We start from the raw sequence: 20,833 nt of genomic DNA on the forward strand, positions 1-20,833 counted from the left end.
ATCCTTGAAGGGGGCGCTGCCCCTTCGACCTTGCCCCCTGGGGGCCTGCGGCCACCAGACCCCCGCTCCCGCCCTGAACGGGCCTCGTCCTCAAACGCCGGACGGGCTGGAATGCCCGGACCGGCGTTGAGAGGTGGGGCCGTCCGGTACGAGGGGTTCCGGGACTCGCCATCGGGCAGGCACTGTTAGAGGGAACGCTTCTCCCAGTTCTCCCGGGGTGACCCCCTAGGCGGTGACAGGCACATGGCACTGGGTACGGTCACGGACGCCTACGAGCTGCGATTCGACGCCGGGCGGATCTGTCTGGATCTCCTCGCGACCACGCACCCCGAGGAACGGTTCGACTCCGTCGAGGTGTTGTGCGCCTGGATCACCGGCGTCGGGCTCGTCCCGCCGGGCACCACGCTGGCCCACGCCGACGCCTCCTGGCTCGTCCGGTTCCGCGAACTGCGTGGACGTATCGGACAGTTGGTGCGCGGCGGGATCGCCCCCGAGCCCTGGCCGTCGTACGACATCGCGCTCGCCCACGTGAACGACATCGCCCGCACCGCGCCCCCGGCCCCCCGTGCCGTACGGGGTGAAGACGGCACCCTCGTGAGGCAGTTGGATCATCCGCCCGAGTGCGCCGCGCTGCTCGGCGCCATCGCGCGGGACGCCGTGGAACTGCTCACCGATCCGGTCGCGCGGGCCGGGCTGAGGGAGTGCGAGGGCGACAACTGCCCGATCGTTTATCTCGATTCGTCCCGCGGGCGCAGGAGGCGCTGGTGCTCCAGTGAGGTCTGCGGGAATCGGGAAAGGGTCGCCCGGCACCGTCGTCGCGCCGCCCTCGCCCGCACCTGACGGTCCGTTATGCGGCTTCTGTGGAGCGGCTGTCGAAGTGATTTCGATTACATGCCGTTTACCTACGCGCCCGTAGGGAAGCGGCGGCTCGATCTTGTCGATGTGGTGGAAATGTAAAGATCGCACGGTGGGAATGTGCCGCCATGTCCCGCTCGTCAGGTCACTCCGAAGAAAACTGTCGCATCGCTTTGAACACTCAACCGACCGCTTGCGTACGGGTAGTCGAGCGACCGACTGGGGGAACCCTCGGACATCGGAGGTGGGCGTGCGCAAGGATTCCGTCGTGGCCAATGAACGTGGATCGAGGGCCCGACATCGCATGTCCCAGCCCTCGGAACCTGATGAGGAGCTGATGCGTGCGCTGTACAGAGAGCACGCCGGACCCCTCCTCGCGTATGTCCTTCGACTGGTCGCCGGTGATCGGCAACGAGCAGAGGACGTCGTGCAGGAGACGCTCATCCGTGCCTGGAAGAACGCCGGACAGCTCAATCGAGCGACCGGATCGGTACGCCCCTGGCTGGTGACGGTCGCCCGGCGCATCGTCATCGACGGCCACCGCAGCCGGCAGGCCCGGCCGCAGGAGGTCGATCCGTCGCCGCTGGAGGTCATCCCCGCGGAGGACGAGATCGACAAGGCGCTGTGGCTGATGACGCTGTCGGACGCACTCGACGACCTGACCCCCGCCCACCGGGAGGTCCTGGTCGAGACGTACTTCAAGGGGCGTACCGTCAATGAGGCGGCCGAGACGCTGGGCATACCCAGTGGCACCGTTCGCTCACGGGTCTTCTATGCCCTGCGGTCGATGAAGCTTGCTCTGGAGGAGCGGGGGGTGACGGCGTGATGAGTGTTTACGGGGGAAACCAGGGATTCGGGATGGGCGGTTCGGGTATGTCTGGGTCCATGAGCCCCATGCAGGGACATCCGGGCCCGAGCGAGCACGAAACCGTCGGTGCCTATGCCCTCGGGATTCTCGACGACGCCGAAGCAACCGCTTTCGAGGCCCACCTCGCGACCTGCGAATGGTGCGCCCAGCAACTGGACGAACTCGCCGGGATGGAGCCGATGCTGGCCGCGCTCGCGGACCTGCCGGGTTCCGGTTCGCCCGCGATCGGCGAGTCCCTGTCGGCGAAGCCCAGCCCGCGTCTGGTGAACAAGCTCGTCGACGAGGTCGCCGAGCGCCGCGCCCAGAAGCGCCGACGCAGCTTCTACATGGTGGCCGCGGCCGCCGCGCTGATCGTCGGCGGTCCGTTCGCCGCGATGGCCGCCGGCGGTGGTGAATCCGGAGGCAGCGACCAGCCGCGTGTCCTGTCGAGCTCCGCCAAGCAGATCTTCGACTCCATGGAAACCAAGGTGTCGGGCAAGGACGCCGCGACCGGCGTCAGCGCGACCGTCGCCATGGAGGAGAAGGACTGGGGCACCTCGGCCTTCCTCGAACTCAAAGGCGTCAAGGGCCCGCTCAAGTGCTCCCTGATCGCCGTCGGCACCAACGGCGAGCGCTGGACCGTGTCCTCCTGGTCCGTCGGCAAGTGGGGCTACGGCCTCCCGGACGGCAAGACCGAGCAGTCCAAGCAGCCCCTGTACATCGGTGGCGGCGCCGCGCCGAGCCCGAACCAGATCGACAAGTTCGAGGTCGTGGAGCAGGGCGGGGACAAGCTGGTCGAGGTCGACGTGTAGTCGCCGTAGCTTTTCCGGGTCCCCTTCGCGTACGGTTGACGGCTGCCCAGCACGTCAGAAGGGGGCCCGGTGGCCGCTCAGGCTCCACAGGAAACCGCGCTCGAAGACTCCTTGAGAGACCGAGAGATCGGCGTCGAACAGGAACACCTGGACCGGGTGTACCAACGGCTCGAGGAGAAGATCCACGAGGCGGAGTTCCTCATGAACGACGCGGCCAAGCGCGGCCAGGTCGGCACGCCCGGCGCACTCGCCGAGCGGGACGCACAGGTCTTCCGGGCCGGTGTCCACCTCAACCGGCTCAACAACGAGTTCGAGGATTTCCTCTTCGGCCGTATCGACCTGCTCCTCGGCAAGGACGGCAAGAAGGGACCCGACGGCGCCTACACCGCCGTCGAGCCCGCCGAGGGTGCCGTACGCGACGACAACACCGCCGACATCGCCGAGACCCTGCACATCGGCCGCATCGGCGTACTCGACCAGGACTACTCCCCGCTGGTCATCGACTGGCGGGCCCCGGCCGCGGCCCCCTTCTACCGCTCCACCCCGGTCGATCCGGGGCGGGTCGTACGGCGCCGGGTCATCCGCTCCAAGGGGCGCCGGGTGCTGAGCGTCGAGGACGACCTGATGCGCCCCGAGCTCAAGGCCTTCCTCGGCGGCAACGAGCTGCCCGTCATCGGCGACGGCGCCCTCATGGCCGCCCTCGGCCAGGCCCGCAGCCACACCATGCGGGACATCGTGGCGTCCATCCAGGCCGAGCAGGACCTGGTCATCCGCGCCCCCGCCGCCTCCGTGACGTACGTCGAGGGCGGGCCGGGGACAGGGAAGACGGCCGTGGCGCTGCACCGCGCCGCCTACCTCCTCTACCAGGACCGTCGCCGGTACGCGGGCGGCATCCTGATCGTCTCGCCGACCCCGCTGCTGGTGGCGTACACCGAGGGCGTGCTCCCGTCGCTGGGCGAGGAGGGCCAGGTCGCCATCCGGGCGATCGGCTCACTCGTCGACGGAGCCGAGGCCACGCTGTACGACTCCCCGGCCACGGCCCGCGCCAAGGGCTCGTACCGCATGCTCAAGGTGCTGCGGAAGGCGGCCCGTGGCGCCCTGGAGCTGAACGATTCGCCGGCCCGGCTCAGGGTCGTCGCCTTCGGCCGCCGGCTCGAACTGGAAGCGGCCGAGCTGGAGCGGATCCGCCGCAACGCCCTGGGCGGTACGGCACCCGTGAACCTGCTGCGCCCACGCGCCCGCAAGCTGCTGCTCGACGCCCTGTGGGCGCAGTCGGGCGGCGCCACCCGCCACTCCGACCCGGAGCTCGCCGCCGAACTGCGCTCCTCCTTCGACGAGGACGTCACCTCGGAGGACAGCTTCATCGCCTTCCTCGACGCCTGGTGGCCGGAGCTGGCCCCGAAGGCCGTGCTGGAGGCGATGGCCGACGATCGGCGGCTCGGCCGCTGGGCCCGCCGGATCCTCAACCCCGGCGAGGTCCGCAAGGTCGCCCGCTCGCTCAAGCGGGACGGCCACTCCGTGCACGACATCGCCATGCTCGACGAGCTCCAGGCCATCCTCGGCAGCCCGGCCCGCCCGAAGCGGAAGCGCGAGCTGGACCCGCTCGACCAGCTCACCGGCCTGGAGGAGCTGATGCCGGTCCGCGAGGAGTCGCAGCGCGAGCGCGCCGAGCGGCTGGCGGCCGAGCGCGTCGAGTACGCCCATGTCATCGTCGACGAGGCCCAGGACGTCACGCCGATGCAGTGGCGCATGCTGGGCCGCCGCGGCCGGCACGCCACCTGGACGATCGTCGGCGACCCGGCCCAGTCCTCCTGGTCCGACGTCGACGAGGCGGCCCAGGCCCGCGACGAGGCGCTCGGCTCCCGTCCACGCCGCCGCTTCCAGCTCACCGTGAACTACCGCAACCCGGCCGAGATCGCCGAGCTGGCGGCGAAGGTGCTGGCCCTCGCCATGCCGGGCTCGCAGTCCCCGTCGGCGGTCCGCTCCACCGGCGTCGAGCCTCGTTTCGTGACAACGAACAAAGGACACAGCACCGTCGTACGGGACTCCCTCGCGCACACCGTCCGCGAGGAGGCCGCGCGGCTGCTCGACCGCGTCGACGGCACGGTCGGCGTCGTCGTCGCCATGCAGCGGCGTGACGAGGCGGCCAAGTGGCTCGCCGGTCTCGGCGACCGGGTCGTGGCGCTCGGCAGCCTGGAGGCGAAGGGCCTGGAGTACGACGCCACGGTCGTCGTCTCCCCGGCGGAGATCGCGGACGAGTCCCCGGCCGGCCTGCGCGTGCTGTACGTCGCGCTGACCCGGGCCACCCAGCAGCTGACGGTGGTGTCCGGGGAGCGGGACGAGCCGGACGCGACCGGGGTGCCGGACCTGCTGAGGGACTGATCGGGTCATCGTGGGCGGCAGGAAAACGAACTCGCGGTGCGGGAATGGCCTTACGGGATCTGTTTGTTAGCCTGGGTGTGGCACCGGCTCGATCCAAGCCCCCGGGCCCAACCTTCGTCGCTACGAGCGACCACTTGCCGCGAGGCGAGCATGGCGGGCCGGTGTCATGAACGTTGAAGAGGTCCACGTCACGATGTGACGTGGACCTCTTTTTATAGGAAGACGTGGCGAACAATACGTTCGCAATCCAAGCCCGGCTAACTCCTACTCGACGGTAGGTGCGACGATCGGACGGCATCCAGCGTCACACGGTGAAAGCAGAGGAAGTCGGCCATGGCAACGGCGCCCAGCGTCTCCTACTCGATGACGGTCCGGCTGGAGGTGCCCGCGAGCGGAACCGCGGTGTCCCAGCTCACCGGAGCCGTCGAGTCCCACGGAGGCTCGGTCACCGGCCTCGACGTCACCGCCTCCGGGCACGAGAAGCTCCGCATCGACGTCACCATCGCGGCCACCTCCACCGCGCACGCCGACGAGATCGTCGAGCAGCTGCGCACCATCGAGGGCGTCACGCTCGGCAAGGTCTCCGACCGTACGTTCCTGATGCACCTCGGCGGCAAGATCGAGATGGCGTCGAAGCACCCCATCCGCAACCGTGACGACCTCTCGATGATCTACACGCCGGGCGTGGCCCGCGTCTGCATGGCCATCGCCGAGAACCCCGAGGACGCCCGCCGCCTCACCATCAAGCGCAACTCCGTTGCGGTTGTGACGGACGGCTCGGCGGTGCTGGGCCTCGGCAACATCGGCCCGAAGGCCGCGCTGCCCGTCATGGAGGGCAAGGCGGCCCTCTTCAAGCGGTTCGCCGGCATCGACGCCTGGCCGATCTGCCTCGACACCCAGGACACCGACGCGATCGTCGAGATCGTCAAGGCGATCGCCCCCGGGTTCGCCGGCATCAACCTCGAGGACATCTCCGCCCCGCGCTGCTTCGAGATCGAGGCGCGGCTGCGCGAGGCCCTCGACATCCCGGTCTTCCACGACGACCAGCACGGCACGGCGATCGTCGTCCTCGCCGCCCTCACCAACGCACTTCGCGTCGCGGGCAAGGCGATTGAGAACATCCGCGTCGTCATGTCCGGCGCCGGCGCGGCCGGTACGGCCATCCTCAAGCTGCTGCTCGCGGCGGGCGTGAAGAACGCCGTCGTCGCCGACATCCACGGCGTCGTGCACGCCGGCCGCGAGGACCTGCGGGACGCCCCCGCCGACTCGCCGCTGCGCTGGATCGCCGACAACACCAACCCCGAGGGCCTGACCGGCACGCTGAAGGAGGCCGTGCGCGGCGCGGACGTCTTCATCGGCGTCTCCGCCCCGAACGTCCTGGACGGCGACGACGTGGCCGCCATGGCCGACGACGCGATCGTGTTCGCGCTCGCGAACCCGGACCCCGAGGTCGATCCGGCAATCGCCCGTCAGACTGCGGCAGTTGTGGCCACCGGCCGCTCCGACTTCCCGAACCAGATCAACAACGTGCTGGTCTTCCCGGGCGTCTTCCGCGGTCTGCTGGACGCGCAGTCCCGCACGGTCAACACCGAGATGATGCTCGCGGCCGCGAAGGCGCTGGCGGATGTGGTGACCGAGGACGAGCTGAACCCGAACTACATCATCCCGAGCGTCTTCAACGACAAGGTCGCGGGAGCGGTCGCCGGCGCGGTGCGGGAAGCGGCGAAGGCCGTCAGCGCCGTCGCGTCGGACGAGTAGTCACCCGGCGCCGGGGCGGGCGTTGCCGGGGGCTGCCGCTCCCGGCCCCCGCTGCGCCCGGAAAGTGTGTGGCGGCTGTGAGGATCGCCACGGCAAGCCCTTGTAACGGCGCGTCGTGGAACCAAGGGCCTCCAGCCGCCGTTTATCGTGACGCGAAAGCTCAGGCCCTCTCTTCGTGTGACTCCCAAGGGTGTTCTCACGACTCCTCCGGGTGCCGGATTGGCTTTCCCGCTGCAGGTAGGGGCAGGATGCGTCCCTGGGCGCGAGGGTCTGACGGACGGACCCGGGTCCGGGGACTGTCCGAGGACCCTGGCAGCATCGGCTTTTCGCTGTGCCCACTATGCGGCTCCGCCGCGTGGCACGCCTCAACAGCAAGAAGAACACGGGAGTAACAACATGAACCGCAGTGAGCTGGTGGCCGCGCTGGCCGACCGCGCCGAGGTGACCCGCAAGGACGCCGACGCCGTGCTGGCCGCGTTCGCCGAGACCGTCGGCGAGGTCGTCGCCAAGGGCGACGAGAAGGTCACCATCCCTGGCTTCCTTACCTTCGAGCGCACCCACCGTGCCGCTCGCACCGCGCGCAACCCGCAGACCGGCGACCCGATCCAGATCCCGGCCGGCTACAGCGTCAAGGTCTCCGCGGGCAGCAAGCTCAAGGAAGCCGCCAAGGGCAAGTAAGCCTGACGGTGCGTCTCGGGACGACGTACGAGGCTCAGTAACGCCAATGGGGCGGCCCCCTTCACCGGGGGCCGCCCCATCGTCGTGTCTACGACCGGGTCGTGGCGCCTAGCCGAGCGCCTTGCCCGGCAACTCCACCTTCGCGCCCAGCTCCACAAGCTTCTCCATGAAGTTCTCGTAGCCGCGGTTGATGAGGTCGATGCCGTGGACGCGGGACGTGCCCTGGGCCGCCAGGGCGGCGATGAGGTACGAGAAGCCGCCGCGCAGGTCGGGGATGACCAGGTCGGCGCCCTGGAGCTTGGTGGGGCCCGAGACGACCGCGGAGTGCAGGAAGTTGCGCTGGCCGAAGCGGCAGTCGGAGCCGCCCAGGCACTCGCGGTAGAGCTGGATGTGGGCGCCCATCTGGTTCAGGGCCGAGGTGAAGCCGAGGCGGGACTCGTAGACCGTCTCGTGGATGATGGACAGGCCCGTCGCCTGCGTGAGGGCGACCACCAGCGGCTGCTGCCAGTCCGTCTGGAAGCCGGGGTGCACGTCCGTCTCCAGCGCGATGGACTTCAACTGGCCGCCGGGGTGCCAGAAACGGATGCCCTCGTCGTCGATCTGGAAGGCACCGCCCACCTTCCGGTAGGTGTTCAGGAACGTCATCATCGAGCGCTGCTGGGCGCCACGGACGTAGATGTTGCCCTCGGTCGCCAGCGCCGCGGACGCCCAGGAGGCGGCCTCCAGGCGGTCCGGGAGGGCCTTGTGGTTGTAGCCGCCGAGGCTGTCCACACCGGTGATGCGGATGGTGCGGTCGGTGTCCATCGCGATGATGGCGCCCATCTTCTGCAGGACGCAGATGAGGTCCTCGATCTCCGGCTCCACAGCCGCGTTCGAGAGCTCGGTGACGCCCTCGGCGAGCACGGCCGTCAGCAGCACCTGCTCGGTCGCGCCCACGGACGGGTACGGCAGCCGGATCTTCGTGCCGCGCAGCCGCGTCGGAGCCTCCAGGTACTGCCCGTCGGCCCGCTTCTCGATCGTCGCGCCGAACTGGCGCAGCACCTCGAAGTGGAAGTCGATGGGCCGGCCGCCGATGTCGCAGCCGCCGAGGCCCGGGATGAAGGCGTGCCCGAGGCGGTGCAGCAGCGGGCCGCACAGCAGGATCGGGATACGGCTCGAACCCGCGTGGGCATCGATGTCAGCGACGTTCGCGCTCTCCACGTGCGACGGGTCCATCACCAGCTCGCCCGGTTCCTCACCCGGGCGGACCGTCACCCCGTGCAGCTGCAGCAGTCCGCGTACGACGCGCACGTCACGGATGTCCGGCACGTTGCGCAGTCGACTTGGCTCGCCGCCCAGCAGAGCGGCGACCATCGCCTTCGGTACGAGGTTCTTCGCACCGCGGACACGGATCTCGCCCTCCAGCGGGGTTCCGCCGTGGACAAGCAGGACATCGTCGTTGACGGTCATGTATCTCGCGTTCCGATGAGTTGGGCAGGGGCCAGGAGGGAAAGGGTAATCGCCGCCGACCCCCCTTCAGTAAGCCCGAGGACGGCCCAGGAACGTCATAGCTCTGTCACAACACGAACCGTTCCCTGCCGGGCACAAGCGGTCACCATCACGGCCGTGCGCCGCTCGGCGCTCCTTTCCGCCCTGCCGTCTCCCACCACCACCCTCAAACGAGGCCTTACCAGGCCGCTCCTTCAATTCATGGCTGCATTCACTCCCGAACCGGCATTGCCTCCCCACACGAAGGGAAGATGCGGGATCATGTCTGGCATGACCGAGGTGTCCTCGCTCACAGGGCGGCTGCTCGTGGCAACGCCCGCCCTGGCGGACCCGAACTTCGACCGCGCGGTGGTGCTCCTTCTCGACCACGACGAGGAGGGCTCCCTCGGTGTCGTCCTCAACCGTCCCACCCCCGTGGACGTGGGCGACATTCTGGAGGGCTGGGCGGACCTCGCCGGTGAGCCGGGCGTCGTCTTCCAGGGCGGCCCGGTGTCCCTCGACTCGGCGCTCGGCGTCGCCGTCATCCCCGGCGACGCGAACGGCGAGAGCGCCCCGCTGGGCTGGCGCCGGGTGCACGGCGCGATCGGGCTCGTCGATCTGGAGGCACCGCCGGAGCTGCTCGCCTCGGCCGTCGGCAGTCTGAGAATCTTCGCCGGATACGCCGGCTGGGGACCCGGCCAGCTGGAGGACGAGCTGGTGGAGGGCGCCTGGTACGTCGTCGAGTCCGAGCCCGGGGACGTCTCCTCGCCGTCGCCGGAAAGACTCTGGCGCGAGGTCCTGCGCCGTCAGCGCAACGAGCTCGCGATGGTGGCCACGTACCCCGACGACCCGTCGCTCAACTGATGCGTGTGAGCTTCAGTACTCTTGGCGGTATGAGCACTCTCGAGCCCGAGCGCGGGACTGGTACGGGGACCCTCGTAGAGCCGACGCCACAGGTGTCCCACGGCGACGGCGACCACGAGCGCTTCGCCCACTACGTCCAGAAGGACAAGATCATGGCGAGCGCCCTCGACGGCACCCCCGTCGTGGCGCTCTGCGGCAAGGTCTGGGTGCCCGGCCGCGACCCGAAGAAGTACCCGGTGTGTCCCATGTGCAAGGAGATCTACGAGTCCATGGGCGCCGGCGGCGGCGGCGACGACAAGGGCAAGGGCGGCGACAAGAAGTAACCCTCCCCTCGGCTGAGTTCCGCGAGGCCCCCGGGGTGCGTTTCGGCGCGCCCCGGGGGCTTTCGCGTGTCACGAAGTGGTTGAGACCTCTTGTGGGCATGTTCACGTAGTCCTTAGGCTCCGATGCGTTGTGCAGAGCGAAACCGTCATTGCATATGTTGCAACGCACGCTCGGAGGACCGCTCCATGAAGCTCGCCCCCAGACTCGCCGTACTGCTCACCGCCCTGGCCGTCACCGCCTGCGCCCCGCAGACCTCCGCCAACTCCTCCTCCGACAAGGACGAGAAGACCGGCACCCTGCGTGTCTGGCTCTTCCAGGAAGTCGGCAACAAGCCGAAGGAGAAGGTGGTCGACTCCGTCGTCACCGCCTTCGAGAAGGCCCACGAGGGCACCGAGGTCGACGTCGAGTACATCCCCGTCGAGACCCGCGCCCAGCGCGTGAAGGCCGCCTTCAACGACCCGGACTCCGCCCCCGACGTGATGGAGTACGGCAACACCGACACCGCCGGCTATGTCAAGGACGGCGGACTCCTCGACGTCACCGAGGAGTTCGGCGACTGGAGCGAGGCCAAGGACACCGACCCCACCGCCGAGCAGTCCGTCACCGTGGACGGCAGGATCTACGGGGCGCCCTTCTACGTCGGCGTCCGCGCCCTGTACTACCGCTCGGACGTCTTCGAGGAACTCGGCCTTGAAGTCCCGCAGAACATGGCCGAGTTGGCGATCACGGCCCGCAAGATCCGCGCCGCGAAGCCCGAGTTGTACGGGCTCGTGGTCGGCGGGGCGTACACGTACGGCGCGATGCCGTTCGTGTGGGCCAACGGCGGCGAGATCGCGGCCGACAAGGGCGGCTCGTACACCTCGGCGATCGACAGCGCGGCCGCCCGGAAGGGCATCAAGGCCAACACCTCGCTCTTCACCGACGACAACTGTCCCGCCGCCAAGTGCGCGGGCATGGGCGGCAACGACACGGTCACCGCGTTCGCGGCCGGCAAGGCGGGCATGGCGATCGGCGGTGACTTCAGCCATACCGCCGTGGAGGCCGGGAAGGTGAAGGGCAAGTACGCGGTCGTGCCGTTGCCGGGGGGTGAAGGCGGGGTCCATTGCGCCGGCGTTCGCCGGGGGCAACAACATCGGGGTGCTCAAGAGCACGTCGCATCGGACGCTGGCCGTTGAGCTGATGGAGGAGCTGGCCTCGAAGAAGACGCAGGCTTCGATGTTCGAGGCGATGGGGTTCCTGCCGACCTTCTCCGACGTCAGGCATCAGGTTGCGGCTGAGGAGCCGTATGTGAAGCCCTTCGCGGAGACCCTCGCTGCGGGGACCAGGTTCGTCCCTGCCTCGCCCGCGTGGGCGCAGATCGACTCGTCGCTGGTGCTGCCGACGATGTTCCAGGAGGTCATCAGCGGTAAGAAGGACGTGGCGGCGGCTTCGAAGGACGCGGCGAAGAAGATGGACGACGCGTTCGGCTCCGCCGGATGACGGCGCCCCACAGCTCGGGGGCTGCGGATCGTTTGCGGCTGCCGGTAGTTCGTGGCTTGTCGCGCCCACGCGGCGGTAGCCGCATATTCAGCACAGCCCCGCGCCCTTGGGGCGTGGCGGCGCGGGGCGCCGGAAGGGTCCCGCGGCTCCCTGGCTCTACCTTGCCCCTGCCCTGATCGTCCTCGGCGGGCTGCTCGTCTACCCCATCTGTCAGCTCGGGCTGATCTCGCTCTTCCAGTACACCCAGGCGCAGGTCAGTGGCGGTGAACCGACCACCTTTCAGGGATTCGGGAACTACGCGGACCTGTTCTCGGACTCGCAGTTCTGGCAGGTGCTGGTCGCCACCGTCGTCTTCGCGGCAGCTTGCGTCGTCTCGACCCTCGCCGTCGGCTGTTCTCTCGCCGTACTACTCACACGCGTGCGGGCGCTGCCCCGGCTGGCGCTCATGCTGGCCGCGCTCGGGGCCTGGGCGACCCCCGCCATCACCGGGTCCACGGTGTGGCTGTTCCTGTTCGACCCGGACTTCGGGCCGGTGAACCGCGTCCTGGGCCTCGGCGACCACTCATGGACGTACGGGCGCTTCAGTGCCTTCTTCCTGGTCCTGCTCGAAGTGGTCTGGTGCTCCTTCCCGTTCGTGATGGTGACGGTGTACGCCGGCATCCGTGCCGTACCGGCGGAGGTGCTGGAGGCCGCCGCGCTGGACGGTGCCTCGCAGTGGCGGATCTGGCGGTCGGTGCTGGCGCCGATGCTGCGGCCGATCCTGGTGGTCGTCACCATCCAGTCCGTCATCTGGGACTTCAAGGTGTTCACGCAGATCTACGTCATGACGAACGGCGGCGGCATCGCGGGCCAGAACCTCGTCCTGAACGTGTACGCCTACCAAAAGGCATTCGCGTCCTCGCAGTACGGCCTGGGCTCGGCGATCGGTGTGGTGATGCTGCTGATCCTGCTGGCGGTGACGCTGGTGTATCTGCGGCTGTTGCGCAGGCAGGGGGAGGAACTGTGAGGTCCATGAGTTCCGCGAGGTCCGTGGGATTCGTACGGCGTCCCTGGCGGCTGTTCGCCGAGGCGTCCGCGCTGCTGATCGCCCTGGTGGTGGCCTTTCCGCTGTACTGGATGGTGCTCAGCGCCTTCAAACCCGCCGGGGAGATCGAGTCGAGCGAGCCGCGGCCCTGGACGCTCGCGCCTTCCCTGGATTCCTTCCGGCGGGTCTTCGAGCAGAACGAATTCGGCCGTTACTTCCTCAACAGCCTTGTCGTCGCGTGCACTGTGGTGATCGTCTCGGCGTTGATCGCGTTTCTCGCGGCGACCGCGGTGACACGATTCCGCTTCCGCTTCCGGACCACCTTGCTGATCATGTTTCTGGTGGCCCAGATGGTGCCGGTGGAGGCCCTGACGATCCCCCTGTTCTTCCTCATGCGGGACTTCGGCCAACTGAACACGCTCGGCGCGCTGATCCTGCCGCACATCGCCTTCTCGCTGCCCTTCGTGATCTGGATGCTGCGGGGGTTTGTGAAGGCGGTTCCCGAGGCCCTGGAGGAGGCCGCGTACATGGACGGGGCGAGCCGGTCGCGATTCCTGTGGCAGATCCTTTTCCCGCTCGTCTTCCCGGGGCTCGTGGCCACGAGCGTGTTTTCCTTCATCTCGGCCTGGAACGACTTCCTCTTCGCCAAGTCCTTCATCATCAGCGACACTTCGCAGTCGACCCTGCCGATGGCCCTGCTCGTCTTCTACAAGCCGGACGAGCCGGACTGGGGCGGGGTGATGGCGGCGTCCACGGTGATGACGATTCCGGTGCTGATCTTCTTCGTGCTCGTGCAGCGACGGCTGGTGTCGGGGCTGGGCGGAGCGGTAAAGGACTGACGTGACTGAACTGACTCCAGCGCCCCGCAGCGTCGTCACCGGTTCCGGCGAAGTGCGGCTGACGGCGCACTCCCGGCTCTACGCCGGCACCGCGACGGAGGGCGTCGGTCATTGGCTGCGCACCGTCCTCCATCAGGCCACCGGCCTGCCGTTGCGCGAGGGGCGGGAGCTCGACGACACCGACGGCGATGGCATCGGGCTCCAGCTCGATCCCGGGCTCGGCCCCGAGGAGTACCGCCTCGTCAGCGACTGGAGCGGCGTCCTCATCGAGGGCGGCAGCGCGGCCGGCGTCTTCTGGGGCGCCCAGACACTGCGGCAGCTCCTCGGCCCCGACGCGTACCGCAGGGCGCCGATCGGCCGCGACCGCGGCTGGACCGTGCCGCACGTCACGATCGAGGACAGCCCCCGCTTCCGCTGGCGCGGCCTCATGCTCGACGTCGCCCGGCACTTCATGCCCAAGGACGGTGTCCTGCGTTACCTGGACCTCCTGGCCGCCCACAAACTCAACGTCTTCCACTTCCACCTGACGGACGACCAGGGCTGGCGCATCGAGATCAGGAAGTACCCCCGGCTCACCGAGGTCGGCTCCTGGCGGGCGCGCACGAAATTCGGCCACCGGGCCTCCCCGCTGTGGGACGAGAAGCCGCACGGTGGCCACTACACGCAGGACGACATCCGCGAGATCGTCGCCTACGCCGCCGAGCGGCATATCACCGTCGTCCCCGAAATCGACGTACCCGGCCACTCGCAGGCCGCCATCGCCGCGTACCCGGAACTCGGCAACACCGACGTCATCGACACCTCCACGCTCTTGGTCTGGGACACCTGGGGGATCAATCCGAACGTACTCGCCCCCACTGACAACACCCTGCGCTTCTACGAGGGGGTGTTCGAGGAAGTCCTGGAGCTGTTCCCCTCGGAGTTCATTCATGTCGGGGGTGACGAATGCCTCAAGGACCAGTGGCGGCGGTCGGGCACCGCGCAGGAGCGCATCAGGGAACTCGGGTTGAAGGACGAGGACGAGCTCCAGGCGTGGTTCATCGGCCACTTCGACACCTGGCTCGCCGCGCGCGGGCGGCGGCTGATCGGCTGGGACGAGATCCTGGAGGGCGGGCTCGCCCCGGGCGCGGCGGTGTCCTCCTGGCGCGGGTACGCGGGCGGCATCGCGGCGGCCCGCGCCGGCCACGACGTCGTCATGTGCCCCGAGCAGCAGGTGTATCTGGACCACCGGCAGGACGAGGGCGCGGACGAGCCGGTCCCCATCGGCTACGTCCGCACCCTGGAGGACGTCTATCGGTTCGAGCCCGTTCCCGCGGAGTTGACGCCGGACGAGGCCCGGCACGTGCTCGGGACGCAGGCCAACGTGTGGACCGAGGTGATGGAGGACCACGCGCGCGTGGACTACCAGACCTTCCCGCGCCTGGCCGCGTTCGCCGAGGTCGCCTGGAGCCGCCTGCCGGCCCCGGCGGAACGGGACTTCGCCGACTTCGAGCGGCGGATGGCCGCCCACTACCGGCGACTTGACGCCCTGGGAGTCGCGTACCGGCCGCCGACGGGACCGCGGCCGTGGCAGCGGCGCCCCGGTGTGCTCGGCCGTCCGATCGACGGCCCGCCCCCGAACAGGTAATGGAAAAAACCGGCACAGTGTCACCGAAGAGTGTCAATCGGTATGCACCGGTGATGGGGTGCGAAAACGGACCATCTGCCCGGTGAGGTGGGCGAATGCCTCCTAGCGGACCCCTGTCTTCGGGTCCTGCGAAGATGTGCCAGAGTTGCCACGTCCGCCCTGTCAGCACGTACCGTACGGCAGCACAGGTGGGACCAGGTGGGGCAGCGGGAAGGGGCAGCCGGTTTGACCACGCACACACCGCAGGCGGCGCAGGCCGTCACGCTGCCCACGACGCTGGACGAGGCCGTGGCGGCACTCGCCGACACGCCCGCCGCCGTGCCCGTGGCGGGCGGCACCGACCTCATGGCCGCAGTCAACTCCGGGCAGCTCAGGCCCGCCGCCCTCGTCGGCCTCGGCCGGATCAGCGAGATCCGTGGCTGGCAGTACCAGGACGGCCACGCCCTGCTGGGTGCCGGACTCACGCACGCGCGGATGGGCCGCCCCGACTTCGCCGCCCTGATCCCGGCGCTCGCGGCCGCCGCGCGCGCGGCCGGCCCGCCGCAGATCCGCAACGCGGGCACCCTCGGCGGCAACATCGCCTCGGCGTCCCCGACCGGTGACGCGCTGCCGGTCCTCGCCGCCCTCGAAGCGACCCTGATCATCGCGGGCCCGGGCGGAGCCCGCCGGGAGATCCCGGTGTCGCACCTGCTGGCCGGCATGGAGATGCTGCGCGCCGGCGAACTCATCGGCTACGTGCGCGTGCCGCTGCTGCACGCCCCGCAGGTCTTCCTCAAGGCCACCGGCCGCACCGGACCGGGGCGCGCGATGGCGTCCGTCGCCGTCGTCCTCGACCCCGCCCGGCGCGGGGTCAGGTGCGCCGTGGGCGCCATAGCGCCGATGGCGCTCAGGCCGCTGGAGGCCGAGCAGTGGGTCGCCCAGCTGATCGACTGGGACAACAACCGCGCGATCGTCCCCGAGGCGCTGAGCGCCTTCGGGGAGTACGTCGCCGCGGCCTGCATCCCCGACCCGGTCCCGGCCGAGGACGGCTCCGTGACCCAGCATCCGCCCGCCGTACTGCACCTGCGGCGCACCGTCGCCGCGCTGGCCCGACGAGCACTGGGGAGGGCACTGTCATGACCGACGACCAGCACGGAGAGGGCACGCCCCAGGGCGGGAGCCGCTGGGACCCGTTGCCCCAGGGTGACTACGACGACGGTGCCACCGCCTTCGTCAAACTCCCCGAAGGGGGCATCGACGCCCTCCTGGCCTCCTCCGACAGTCCGCTCGCGGCGCCCGGCCACGGGTACGTGCCGCCGCAGATAACGGTCGCGCCGGGCCCGGCCGAGGGCACCGACCCCGCGGCCCCCGGTGCCTGGCCGGTCGCGGGAGCGCCCGTCGAGGGCGCCCAGTGGCCCGATCCGAACGCCGCCCCGCAGGACGCGGGCACCGGCCAGTTCACGTACAACCCCGGGGCCACCCAGCAGTGGAACTTCTCGGAGACCGCGACAGGCCAGGAGGCGGCTCCCGCACCTGGTCAGGACGTCACCGGGCAGTGGTCGATCCCCGTCGCCGGCGGTGATCTCCCGGACGAGTCGGGCGAGTTCACCACGTCGTCGCTCGTCGAGCAGTGGGGCGGAACGCCTCCGGCCACACTGCCTGGCGGCGCGCCCGCACCCTGGGCGACCCAGGCGACCGGGCAGCCGTGGGGGCAGCAGGCCGAGGCCGCGGCGGCGACCGACGAGGCGCTCGGAGCCGCTCCGGCGACGGGAGAGCTGACGGGAGCCGGGCACGCGCCCGGGCACCCGGGACAGCCCGGGACGCACGCCGGCGACCAGCACGCCGTACACACCACCGACCACCCCGGCGAGCAGCCCGGCCCGGACCCGCACGCGCGCGTGGAGCCCGGTTCCGGCGCGCACGCTCCCGGGGAGCCGACCGCGTCCGAGCCGTCGGCCGAGACCGCCTCGGAAGCCTCCCAGGGCGCTCCTGAGCCCGACGAGGCCGCCACGGACGCCCAAGGCGCCCCAGAGGCCGCCGAGGGCCCCGCAGAGGCCTCCGCCGAGCCCGCCGCGACCCAGGGCGGAGACACCGACCCGCAGGCCGCCGAGGACCCAGCGCAGGCAGCCGCCTCCGACGACGTACCGGCACCCCACGGCGAGGAACACCCCCTCGCCTCCTACGTCCTGCGCGTCAACGGCGCCGACCGGCCCGTCTCCGACGCCTGGATCGGCGAATCGCTGCTCTACGTGCTGCGCGAGCGGCTCGGGCTCGCGGGCGCCAAGGACGGCTGCTCGCAGGGCGAGTGCGGGGCGTGCAACGTGCAGGTCGACGGGCGGCTCGTCGCGTCCTGCCTGGTGCCCGCCGTGACCGCCGCCGGCAGCGAGGTCCGTACGGTCGAGGGCCTGGCCGTCGACGGTCAGCCCTCGGACGTGCAGCGGGCGCTCGCGCGATGCGGCGCCGTGCAGTGCGGCTTCTGCGTGCCGGGCATGGCGATGACCGTGCACGACCTGCTGGAGGGCAACCCGGCGCCGACCGAGCTGGAGGCCCGCCAGGCGCTGTGCGGCAACCTGTGCCGCTGCTCCGGCTACCGGGGCGTCCTGGAGGCCGTCAAGGAGGTCGTCGCCGAGCGCGAGGCGCACACGGCGGCCGACGACGGCGAACAGGACGGCGACGAGCCGCGTATCCCTCACCAGGCGGGCCCGGGGGCCGGCGGGGTCAACCCGTCGGCGTTCGAGGCACCCGGAGCGATGAACCCGGGGCCTGCGCGGCCGCATGACCAGGCGTACGGACAGGACGGAGGCCAGGCGTGAGCAACGAAGCCGCCACCGCGACCACAGCCGCGGAGGCAGCACCCGCCCCCGAGCTGATCCCGCACGGCATCGGCGCCTCCCTGCCGGCCGCCGACGCCCGCGCCAAGACCGAGGGCACCTTCCCGTATGCGGCCGACCTGTGGGCCGAGGGCCTGCTCTGGGCGGCCGTCCTGCGCTCGCCGCACCCGCACGCGCGCATCACGTCCATCGACACCTCCCACGCGCGCGAGATGCCCGGCGTACGGGCCGTCGTCACCCACGAGGACGTCCCCGGCAGCCCGCTGCTCGGCCGTGGCACGGCGGACCGCCCGGTCTTCGCCTCCGAGGTCGTACGCCATCACGGCGAGCCCATCGCCGCCGTCGCCGCCGACCACCCGGACACCGCGCGCCTGGCCGCCGCGGCCGTGATCGTCGAGTACGAGGTACTCGACCCGATCACCGACCCCGAGCAGGCCTTCGAGGCCGAGCCGCTGCACCCCGCCGGCAACCTGATCCGCCACATCCCGCTGCGTCACGGCGACGCCGACGCGGTCGGCGACATCGTCGTGGAGGGCCTGTACCGCATCGGCCGCCAGGACCCGGCCCCCATCGGAGCCGAGGCGGGCCTCGCGGTTCCGCGCCCCGACGGCGGCGTCGAGCTCTACCTGGCCTCCACCGACCCGCACACCGACCGCGACCGGGCCGCCGCCTGCTACGGCCTGGAGCCCGAGCGCGTGAAGGTCGTCGTCACCGGCGTCCCCGGCGCCACCGCCGACCGTGAGGACCAGGGTTTCCAACTCCCGCTCGGCCTGCTGGCGCTGAAGACGGGCTGCCCGGTCAAGCTCACGGCCACGCGCGAGGAGTCCTTCCTCGGCCACACCCACCGGCACCCCACCCTCCTGCGCTACCGCCACCACGCGGACGTCGAGGGCAGACTCGTGAAGGTCGAGGCGCAGATCCTGCTGGACGCGGGCGCGTACGCCGACACCTCCTCCGAGGCCCTCGCCGCCGCGGTCGCCTTCGCCTGCGGCCCGTACGTCGTCCCGAACGCCTTCATCGAGGGCTGGGCCGTACGCACCAACAACCCGCCCTCCGGCCATGTGCGCGGCGAGGGCGCCATGCAGGTGTGCGCCGCCTACGAGGCGCAGATGGACAAGCTGGCCAAGAAGCTCGGCCTGGACCCGGCCGAGCTGCGCCTGCGCAACGTGATGGCGACGGGCGACGTACTCCCCACGGGCCAGACGGTGACCTGCCCGGCCCCGGTCGCGGAACTGCTCCAGGCCGTACGGGACTACCCGCTCCCCGCCCTCCCCAAGGACACGCCCGAGGACGAGTGGCTGCTGCCCGGCGGCCCCGAGGGCGCGGGCGAGCCGGGCGCGGTGCGCCGCGGCGTCGGCTACGGCCTGGGCATGGTGCACATGCTCGGCGCCGAGGGCGCCGACGAGGTCTCCACGGCGACCGTGAAGGTCCACGACGGCGTCGCGACCGTGCTGTGCGCGGCGGTCGAGACCGGCCAGGGTTTCACCACACTGGCCCGGCAGATCGTCCAGGAGACGCTCGGCATCGACGAGGTGCATGTGGCGCCCGTGGACACCGACCAGCCCCCGGCGGGTGCGGGCTGCCGCGGCCGCCACACCTGGGTGTCGGGCGGCGCGGTGGAGCGGGCGGCGAAGATGGTCCGTACGCAGCTGCTCCAGCCCCTGGCGCACAAGTTCGGCATGTCCACCGAGCTGCTCCAGATCACCGACGGCAAGATCACCTCGTACGACGGCGTCCTGTCGACCACCGTCACCGAGGCGCTGGACGGCAAGGAACTGTGGGCGACCGCTCAGTGCCGCCCGCACCCGACCGAGCCGCTGAACGAGTCCGGCCAGGGCGACGCCTTCGTGGGCATGTCCTTCTGCGCGATCCGCGCGGTGGTGGACGTCGACATCGAACTCGGCTCGGTACGGGTCGTAGAGCTGGCGCTCGCCCAGGACGTCGGCCATGTGCTGAACCCGGCCCAGCTGGAGGCGCGGATCGAGGCGGGGGTGACGCAGGGCGTGGGCATCGCGCTCACGGAGAACCTGCGCTCGGCACGCGGCGTGATCCGCCACCCGGACCTGACGGGCTATGCGCTGCCGACGGCCCTGGACGCCCCGGACATCCGGATCGTGAAGCTCGTCGAGGAACGCGACGTGGTCGCGCCCTTCGGCGCCAAAGCGGTGAGCGCGGTGCCGGTGGTGACGTCGCCGGCGGCCATCGCCTCGGCCGTACGGGCCGCGACGGGCCGCCCGGTGAACCGCCTGCCGATCCGGCCGCAGGCGGCGGTGGTGACGGGGCAGTGACCGAGCCGGATCCGCCGCGCTACGAACCGGCCCCCGGTGTGGGCAGGCTGGCGCTGTGGATCCTGCTGTTCCTGCTCGCCGCGATCGCCGTCGTCCTGGGCGGCGTGTACCTCACGTGAGGCGCGGGGTCGTGCTGATCACCGGCGATGGGGGCACCTCCCGCGCCCTTCAGGCAGCGGGGGAGGCGGCCGGGAAGTCGACGGTCGCGCAGGCGCTGGCCATGGGGGTCCCCCCACGCCTTTAAGGCAGTGGGGGAAGCTGCCGCGGGCGGCTCATGTGCGCGGGGACGTCTTCCGGCGCATGATCGTCTCCGGACGCGAGGAGTACGACCCCGGCGTGCGCGGCGAGGGTGAGGCCCAACTGCGGCTGCGGTACCGGCTGTCGGCGGCGACGGCGGACGCCTACGCGGAGGCCGGGTTCACGGCGGTCGTGCAGGACGTCGTGCTGGGTGCCGAGCTGGCGGCGTACGTACGGCTGCTGCGCACGCGTCCGCTGTACGTGGTGGTCCTGGCGCCGGGCGCCGCGGCCGTGGCGGCGCGGGAGGCAGGGCGGGCGAAGACGGGGTACGGGGCCTGGACGGTCGAGCGACTGGACGGGGCGCTGCGGGCGCAGACGCCGCGGGTCGGGCTGTGGGTGGACTCGTCGGAGCTGACCGTGGGGGAGACCGTCGAGGCGATTCTGGCGGGGCGGGAACGCGCGAGGGTGGACTGAGCGTCTTACTGATGTGAAGCGCTGTCAGTGGCCGTGCTGGGCCGGGGGTGTTGTTCAGCGGTTGTGCT

Annotated in this window: 16 protein-coding genes and 2 pseudogenes; 17 read left to right on the forward strand and 1 reads right to left on the reverse strand. The window is 70.6% G+C overall.

Annotation, left to right across the window (positions count from 1 at the left end; all coding sequences use genetic code 11):
• Positions 1-243: 243 nt before the first annotated feature.
• The 6 genes from QQM39_RS27985 to QQM39_RS28010 all read left to right on the forward strand — a co-directional run bounded on the left by QQM39_RS27985 (position 244) and on the right by QQM39_RS28010 (position 7,332).
• The gene (locus tag QQM39_RS27985; protein ID WP_302000325.1) at positions 244-840 is read left to right on the forward strand and encodes a CGNR zinc finger domain-containing protein; all 597 of its coding nucleotides are present in this window, start codon (positions 244-246) and stop codon (positions 838-840) included.
• Positions 841-1,159: 319 nt separating this feature from the next.
• A complete protein-coding gene (locus QQM39_RS27990) occupies positions 1,160-1,681 on the forward strand; it encodes a sigma-70 family RNA polymerase sigma factor (RefSeq protein ID WP_010039908.1) in 522 nt (173 codons plus the stop codon).
• A 59-nt stretch (positions 1,682-1,740) separates the two neighbouring features.
• Positions 1,741-2,514, forward strand: a complete 774-nt coding sequence (locus tag QQM39_RS27995) for a zf-HC2 domain-containing protein (protein WP_302000326.1) — start codon at positions 1,741-1,743, stop codon at positions 2,512-2,514.
• A 69-nt stretch (positions 2,515-2,583) separates the two neighbouring features.
• Positions 2,584-4,896 (forward strand): UvrD-helicase domain-containing protein, encoded by a 2,313-nt coding sequence (locus QQM39_RS28000; RefSeq protein WP_302000327.1) that lies wholly within the window; start codon positions 2,584-2,586, stop codon positions 4,894-4,896.
• A 333-nt stretch (positions 4,897-5,229) separates the two neighbouring features.
• Entirely contained in the window at positions 5,230-6,654 is a 1,425-nt protein-coding gene (locus QQM39_RS28005) for an NAD-dependent malic enzyme (RefSeq protein WP_302000328.1), read from the forward strand.
• A 396-nt stretch (positions 6,655-7,050) separates the two neighbouring features.
• Entirely contained in the window at positions 7,051-7,332 is a 282-nt protein-coding gene (locus QQM39_RS28010; RefSeq protein WP_007498188.1) for an HU family DNA-binding protein, read from the forward strand.
• A gap of 108 nt (positions 7,333-7,440) precedes the next feature.
• Here QQM39_RS28010 and murA read toward each other — a convergent pair whose 3' ends face one another.
• Positions 7,441-8,781, reverse strand: a complete 1,341-nt coding sequence (murA, locus tag QQM39_RS28015; protein WP_302000331.1) for a UDP-N-acetylglucosamine 1-carboxyvinyltransferase — start codon at positions 8,779-8,781, stop codon at positions 7,441-7,443.
• A gap of 309 nt (positions 8,782-9,090) precedes the next feature.
• Here murA and QQM39_RS28020 point away from each other — a divergent pair, with 309 nt between their 5' ends.
• The 11 genes and pseudogenes from QQM39_RS28020 to QQM39_RS28070 all read left to right on the forward strand — a co-directional run bounded on the left by QQM39_RS28020 (position 9,091) and on the right by QQM39_RS28070 (position 20,765).
• Positions 9,091-9,663, forward strand: coding sequence for a YqgE/AlgH family protein (locus tag QQM39_RS28020; protein ID WP_030054423.1), 573 nt, complete (start codon positions 9,091-9,093; stop codon positions 9,661-9,663).
• Positions 9,664-9,692: 29 nt separating this feature from the next.
• Entirely contained in the window at positions 9,693-9,986 is a 294-nt protein-coding gene (locus QQM39_RS28025) for a DUF3039 domain-containing protein (RefSeq protein ID WP_302000332.1), read from the forward strand.
• Between the two features lie 186 nt (positions 9,987-10,172).
• Positions 10,173-11,466 (forward strand): annotated as a pseudogene (locus QQM39_RS28030) (extracellular solute-binding protein).
• Between the two features lie 106 nt (positions 11,467-11,572).
• Entirely contained in the window at positions 11,573-12,472 is a 900-nt protein-coding gene (locus QQM39_RS28035; protein ID WP_302000333.1) for a carbohydrate ABC transporter permease, read from the forward strand.
• 5 nt (positions 12,473-12,477) lie between these two features.
• Complete coding sequence (locus QQM39_RS28040; protein ID WP_302000334.1) at positions 12,478-13,329, forward strand: carbohydrate ABC transporter permease; 852 nt, start codon at positions 12,478-12,480, stop codon at positions 13,327-13,329.
• Between the two features lies 1 nt (position 13,330).
• Positions 13,331-14,956: a beta-N-acetylhexosaminidase gene (locus QQM39_RS28045; RefSeq protein ID WP_302000335.1), complete on the forward strand. Its 1,626-nt coding sequence runs from the start codon at positions 13,331-13,333 to the stop codon at positions 14,954-14,956.
• Positions 14,957-15,181: 225 nt separating this feature from the next.
• Entirely contained in the window at positions 15,182-16,075 is an 894-nt protein-coding gene (locus tag QQM39_RS28050) for a xanthine dehydrogenase family protein subunit M (RefSeq protein WP_302000337.1), read from the forward strand.
• Positions 16,072-17,748 (forward strand): 2Fe-2S iron-sulfur cluster-binding protein, encoded by a 1,677-nt coding sequence (locus QQM39_RS28055; RefSeq protein WP_302000338.1) that lies wholly within the window; start codon positions 16,072-16,074, stop codon positions 17,746-17,748. The genes QQM39_RS28050 and QQM39_RS28055 overlap by 4 nt, the downstream gene beginning before the upstream one ends.
• Positions 17,745-20,054 (forward strand): xanthine dehydrogenase family protein molybdopterin-binding subunit, encoded by a 2,310-nt coding sequence (locus tag QQM39_RS28060; protein WP_302000339.1) that lies wholly within the window; start codon positions 17,745-17,747, stop codon positions 20,052-20,054. Before QQM39_RS28055 ends, QQM39_RS28060 begins: the two co-directional genes overlap by 4 nt.
• A complete protein-coding gene (locus QQM39_RS28065; protein WP_279616769.1) occupies positions 20,051-20,173 on the forward strand; it encodes a hypothetical protein in 123 nt (40 codons plus the stop codon). Before QQM39_RS28060 ends, QQM39_RS28065 begins: the two co-directional genes overlap by 4 nt.
• Before the next feature lie 95 nt (positions 20,174-20,268).
• Positions 20,269-20,765 (forward strand): annotated as a pseudogene (locus QQM39_RS28070) (phosphotransferase).
• Positions 20,766-20,833 lie beyond the last annotated feature (68 nt).

This window comes from Streptomyces sp. DT2A-34, from assembly GCF_030499515.1.
Lineage (GTDB): Bacteria > Actinomycetota > Actinomycetes > Streptomycetales > Streptomycetaceae > Streptomyces.

Coding starts and splice junctions, on each gene's coding strand:
- QQM39_RS28040 (WP_302000334.1), top strand. CDS start 12,478: ATGAGTTCCGCGAGGTCCGTGGGATTCGTACGGCGTCCCTGGCGGCTG.
- QQM39_RS28025 (WP_302000332.1), top strand. CDS start 9,693: ATGAGCACTCTCGAGCCCGAGCGCGGGACTGGTACGGGGACCCTCGTA.
- QQM39_RS27995 (WP_302000326.1), top strand. CDS start 1,741: ATGAGCCCCATGCAGGGACATCCGGGCCCGAGCGAGCACGAAACCGTC.
- murA (WP_302000331.1), bottom strand. CDS start 8,781: ATGACCGTCAACGACGATGTCCTGCTTGTCCACGGCGGAACCCCGCTG.
- QQM39_RS27990 (WP_010039908.1), top strand. CDS start 1,160: ATGTCCCAGCCCTCGGAACCTGATGAGGAGCTGATGCGTGCGCTGTAC.
- QQM39_RS28010 (WP_007498188.1), top strand. CDS start 7,051: ATGAACCGCAGTGAGCTGGTGGCCGCGCTGGCCGACCGCGCCGAGGTG.
- QQM39_RS27985 (WP_302000325.1), top strand. CDS start 244: ATGGCACTGGGTACGGTCACGGACGCCTACGAGCTGCGATTCGACGCC.
- QQM39_RS28005 (WP_302000328.1), top strand. CDS start 5,230: ATGGCAACGGCGCCCAGCGTCTCCTACTCGATGACGGTCCGGCTGGAG.
- QQM39_RS28055 (WP_302000338.1), top strand. CDS start 16,072: ATGACCGACGACCAGCACGGAGAGGGCACGCCCCAGGGCGGGAGCCGC.
- QQM39_RS28020 (WP_030054423.1), top strand. CDS start 9,091: ATGACCGAGGTGTCCTCGCTCACAGGGCGGCTGCTCGTGGCAACGCCC.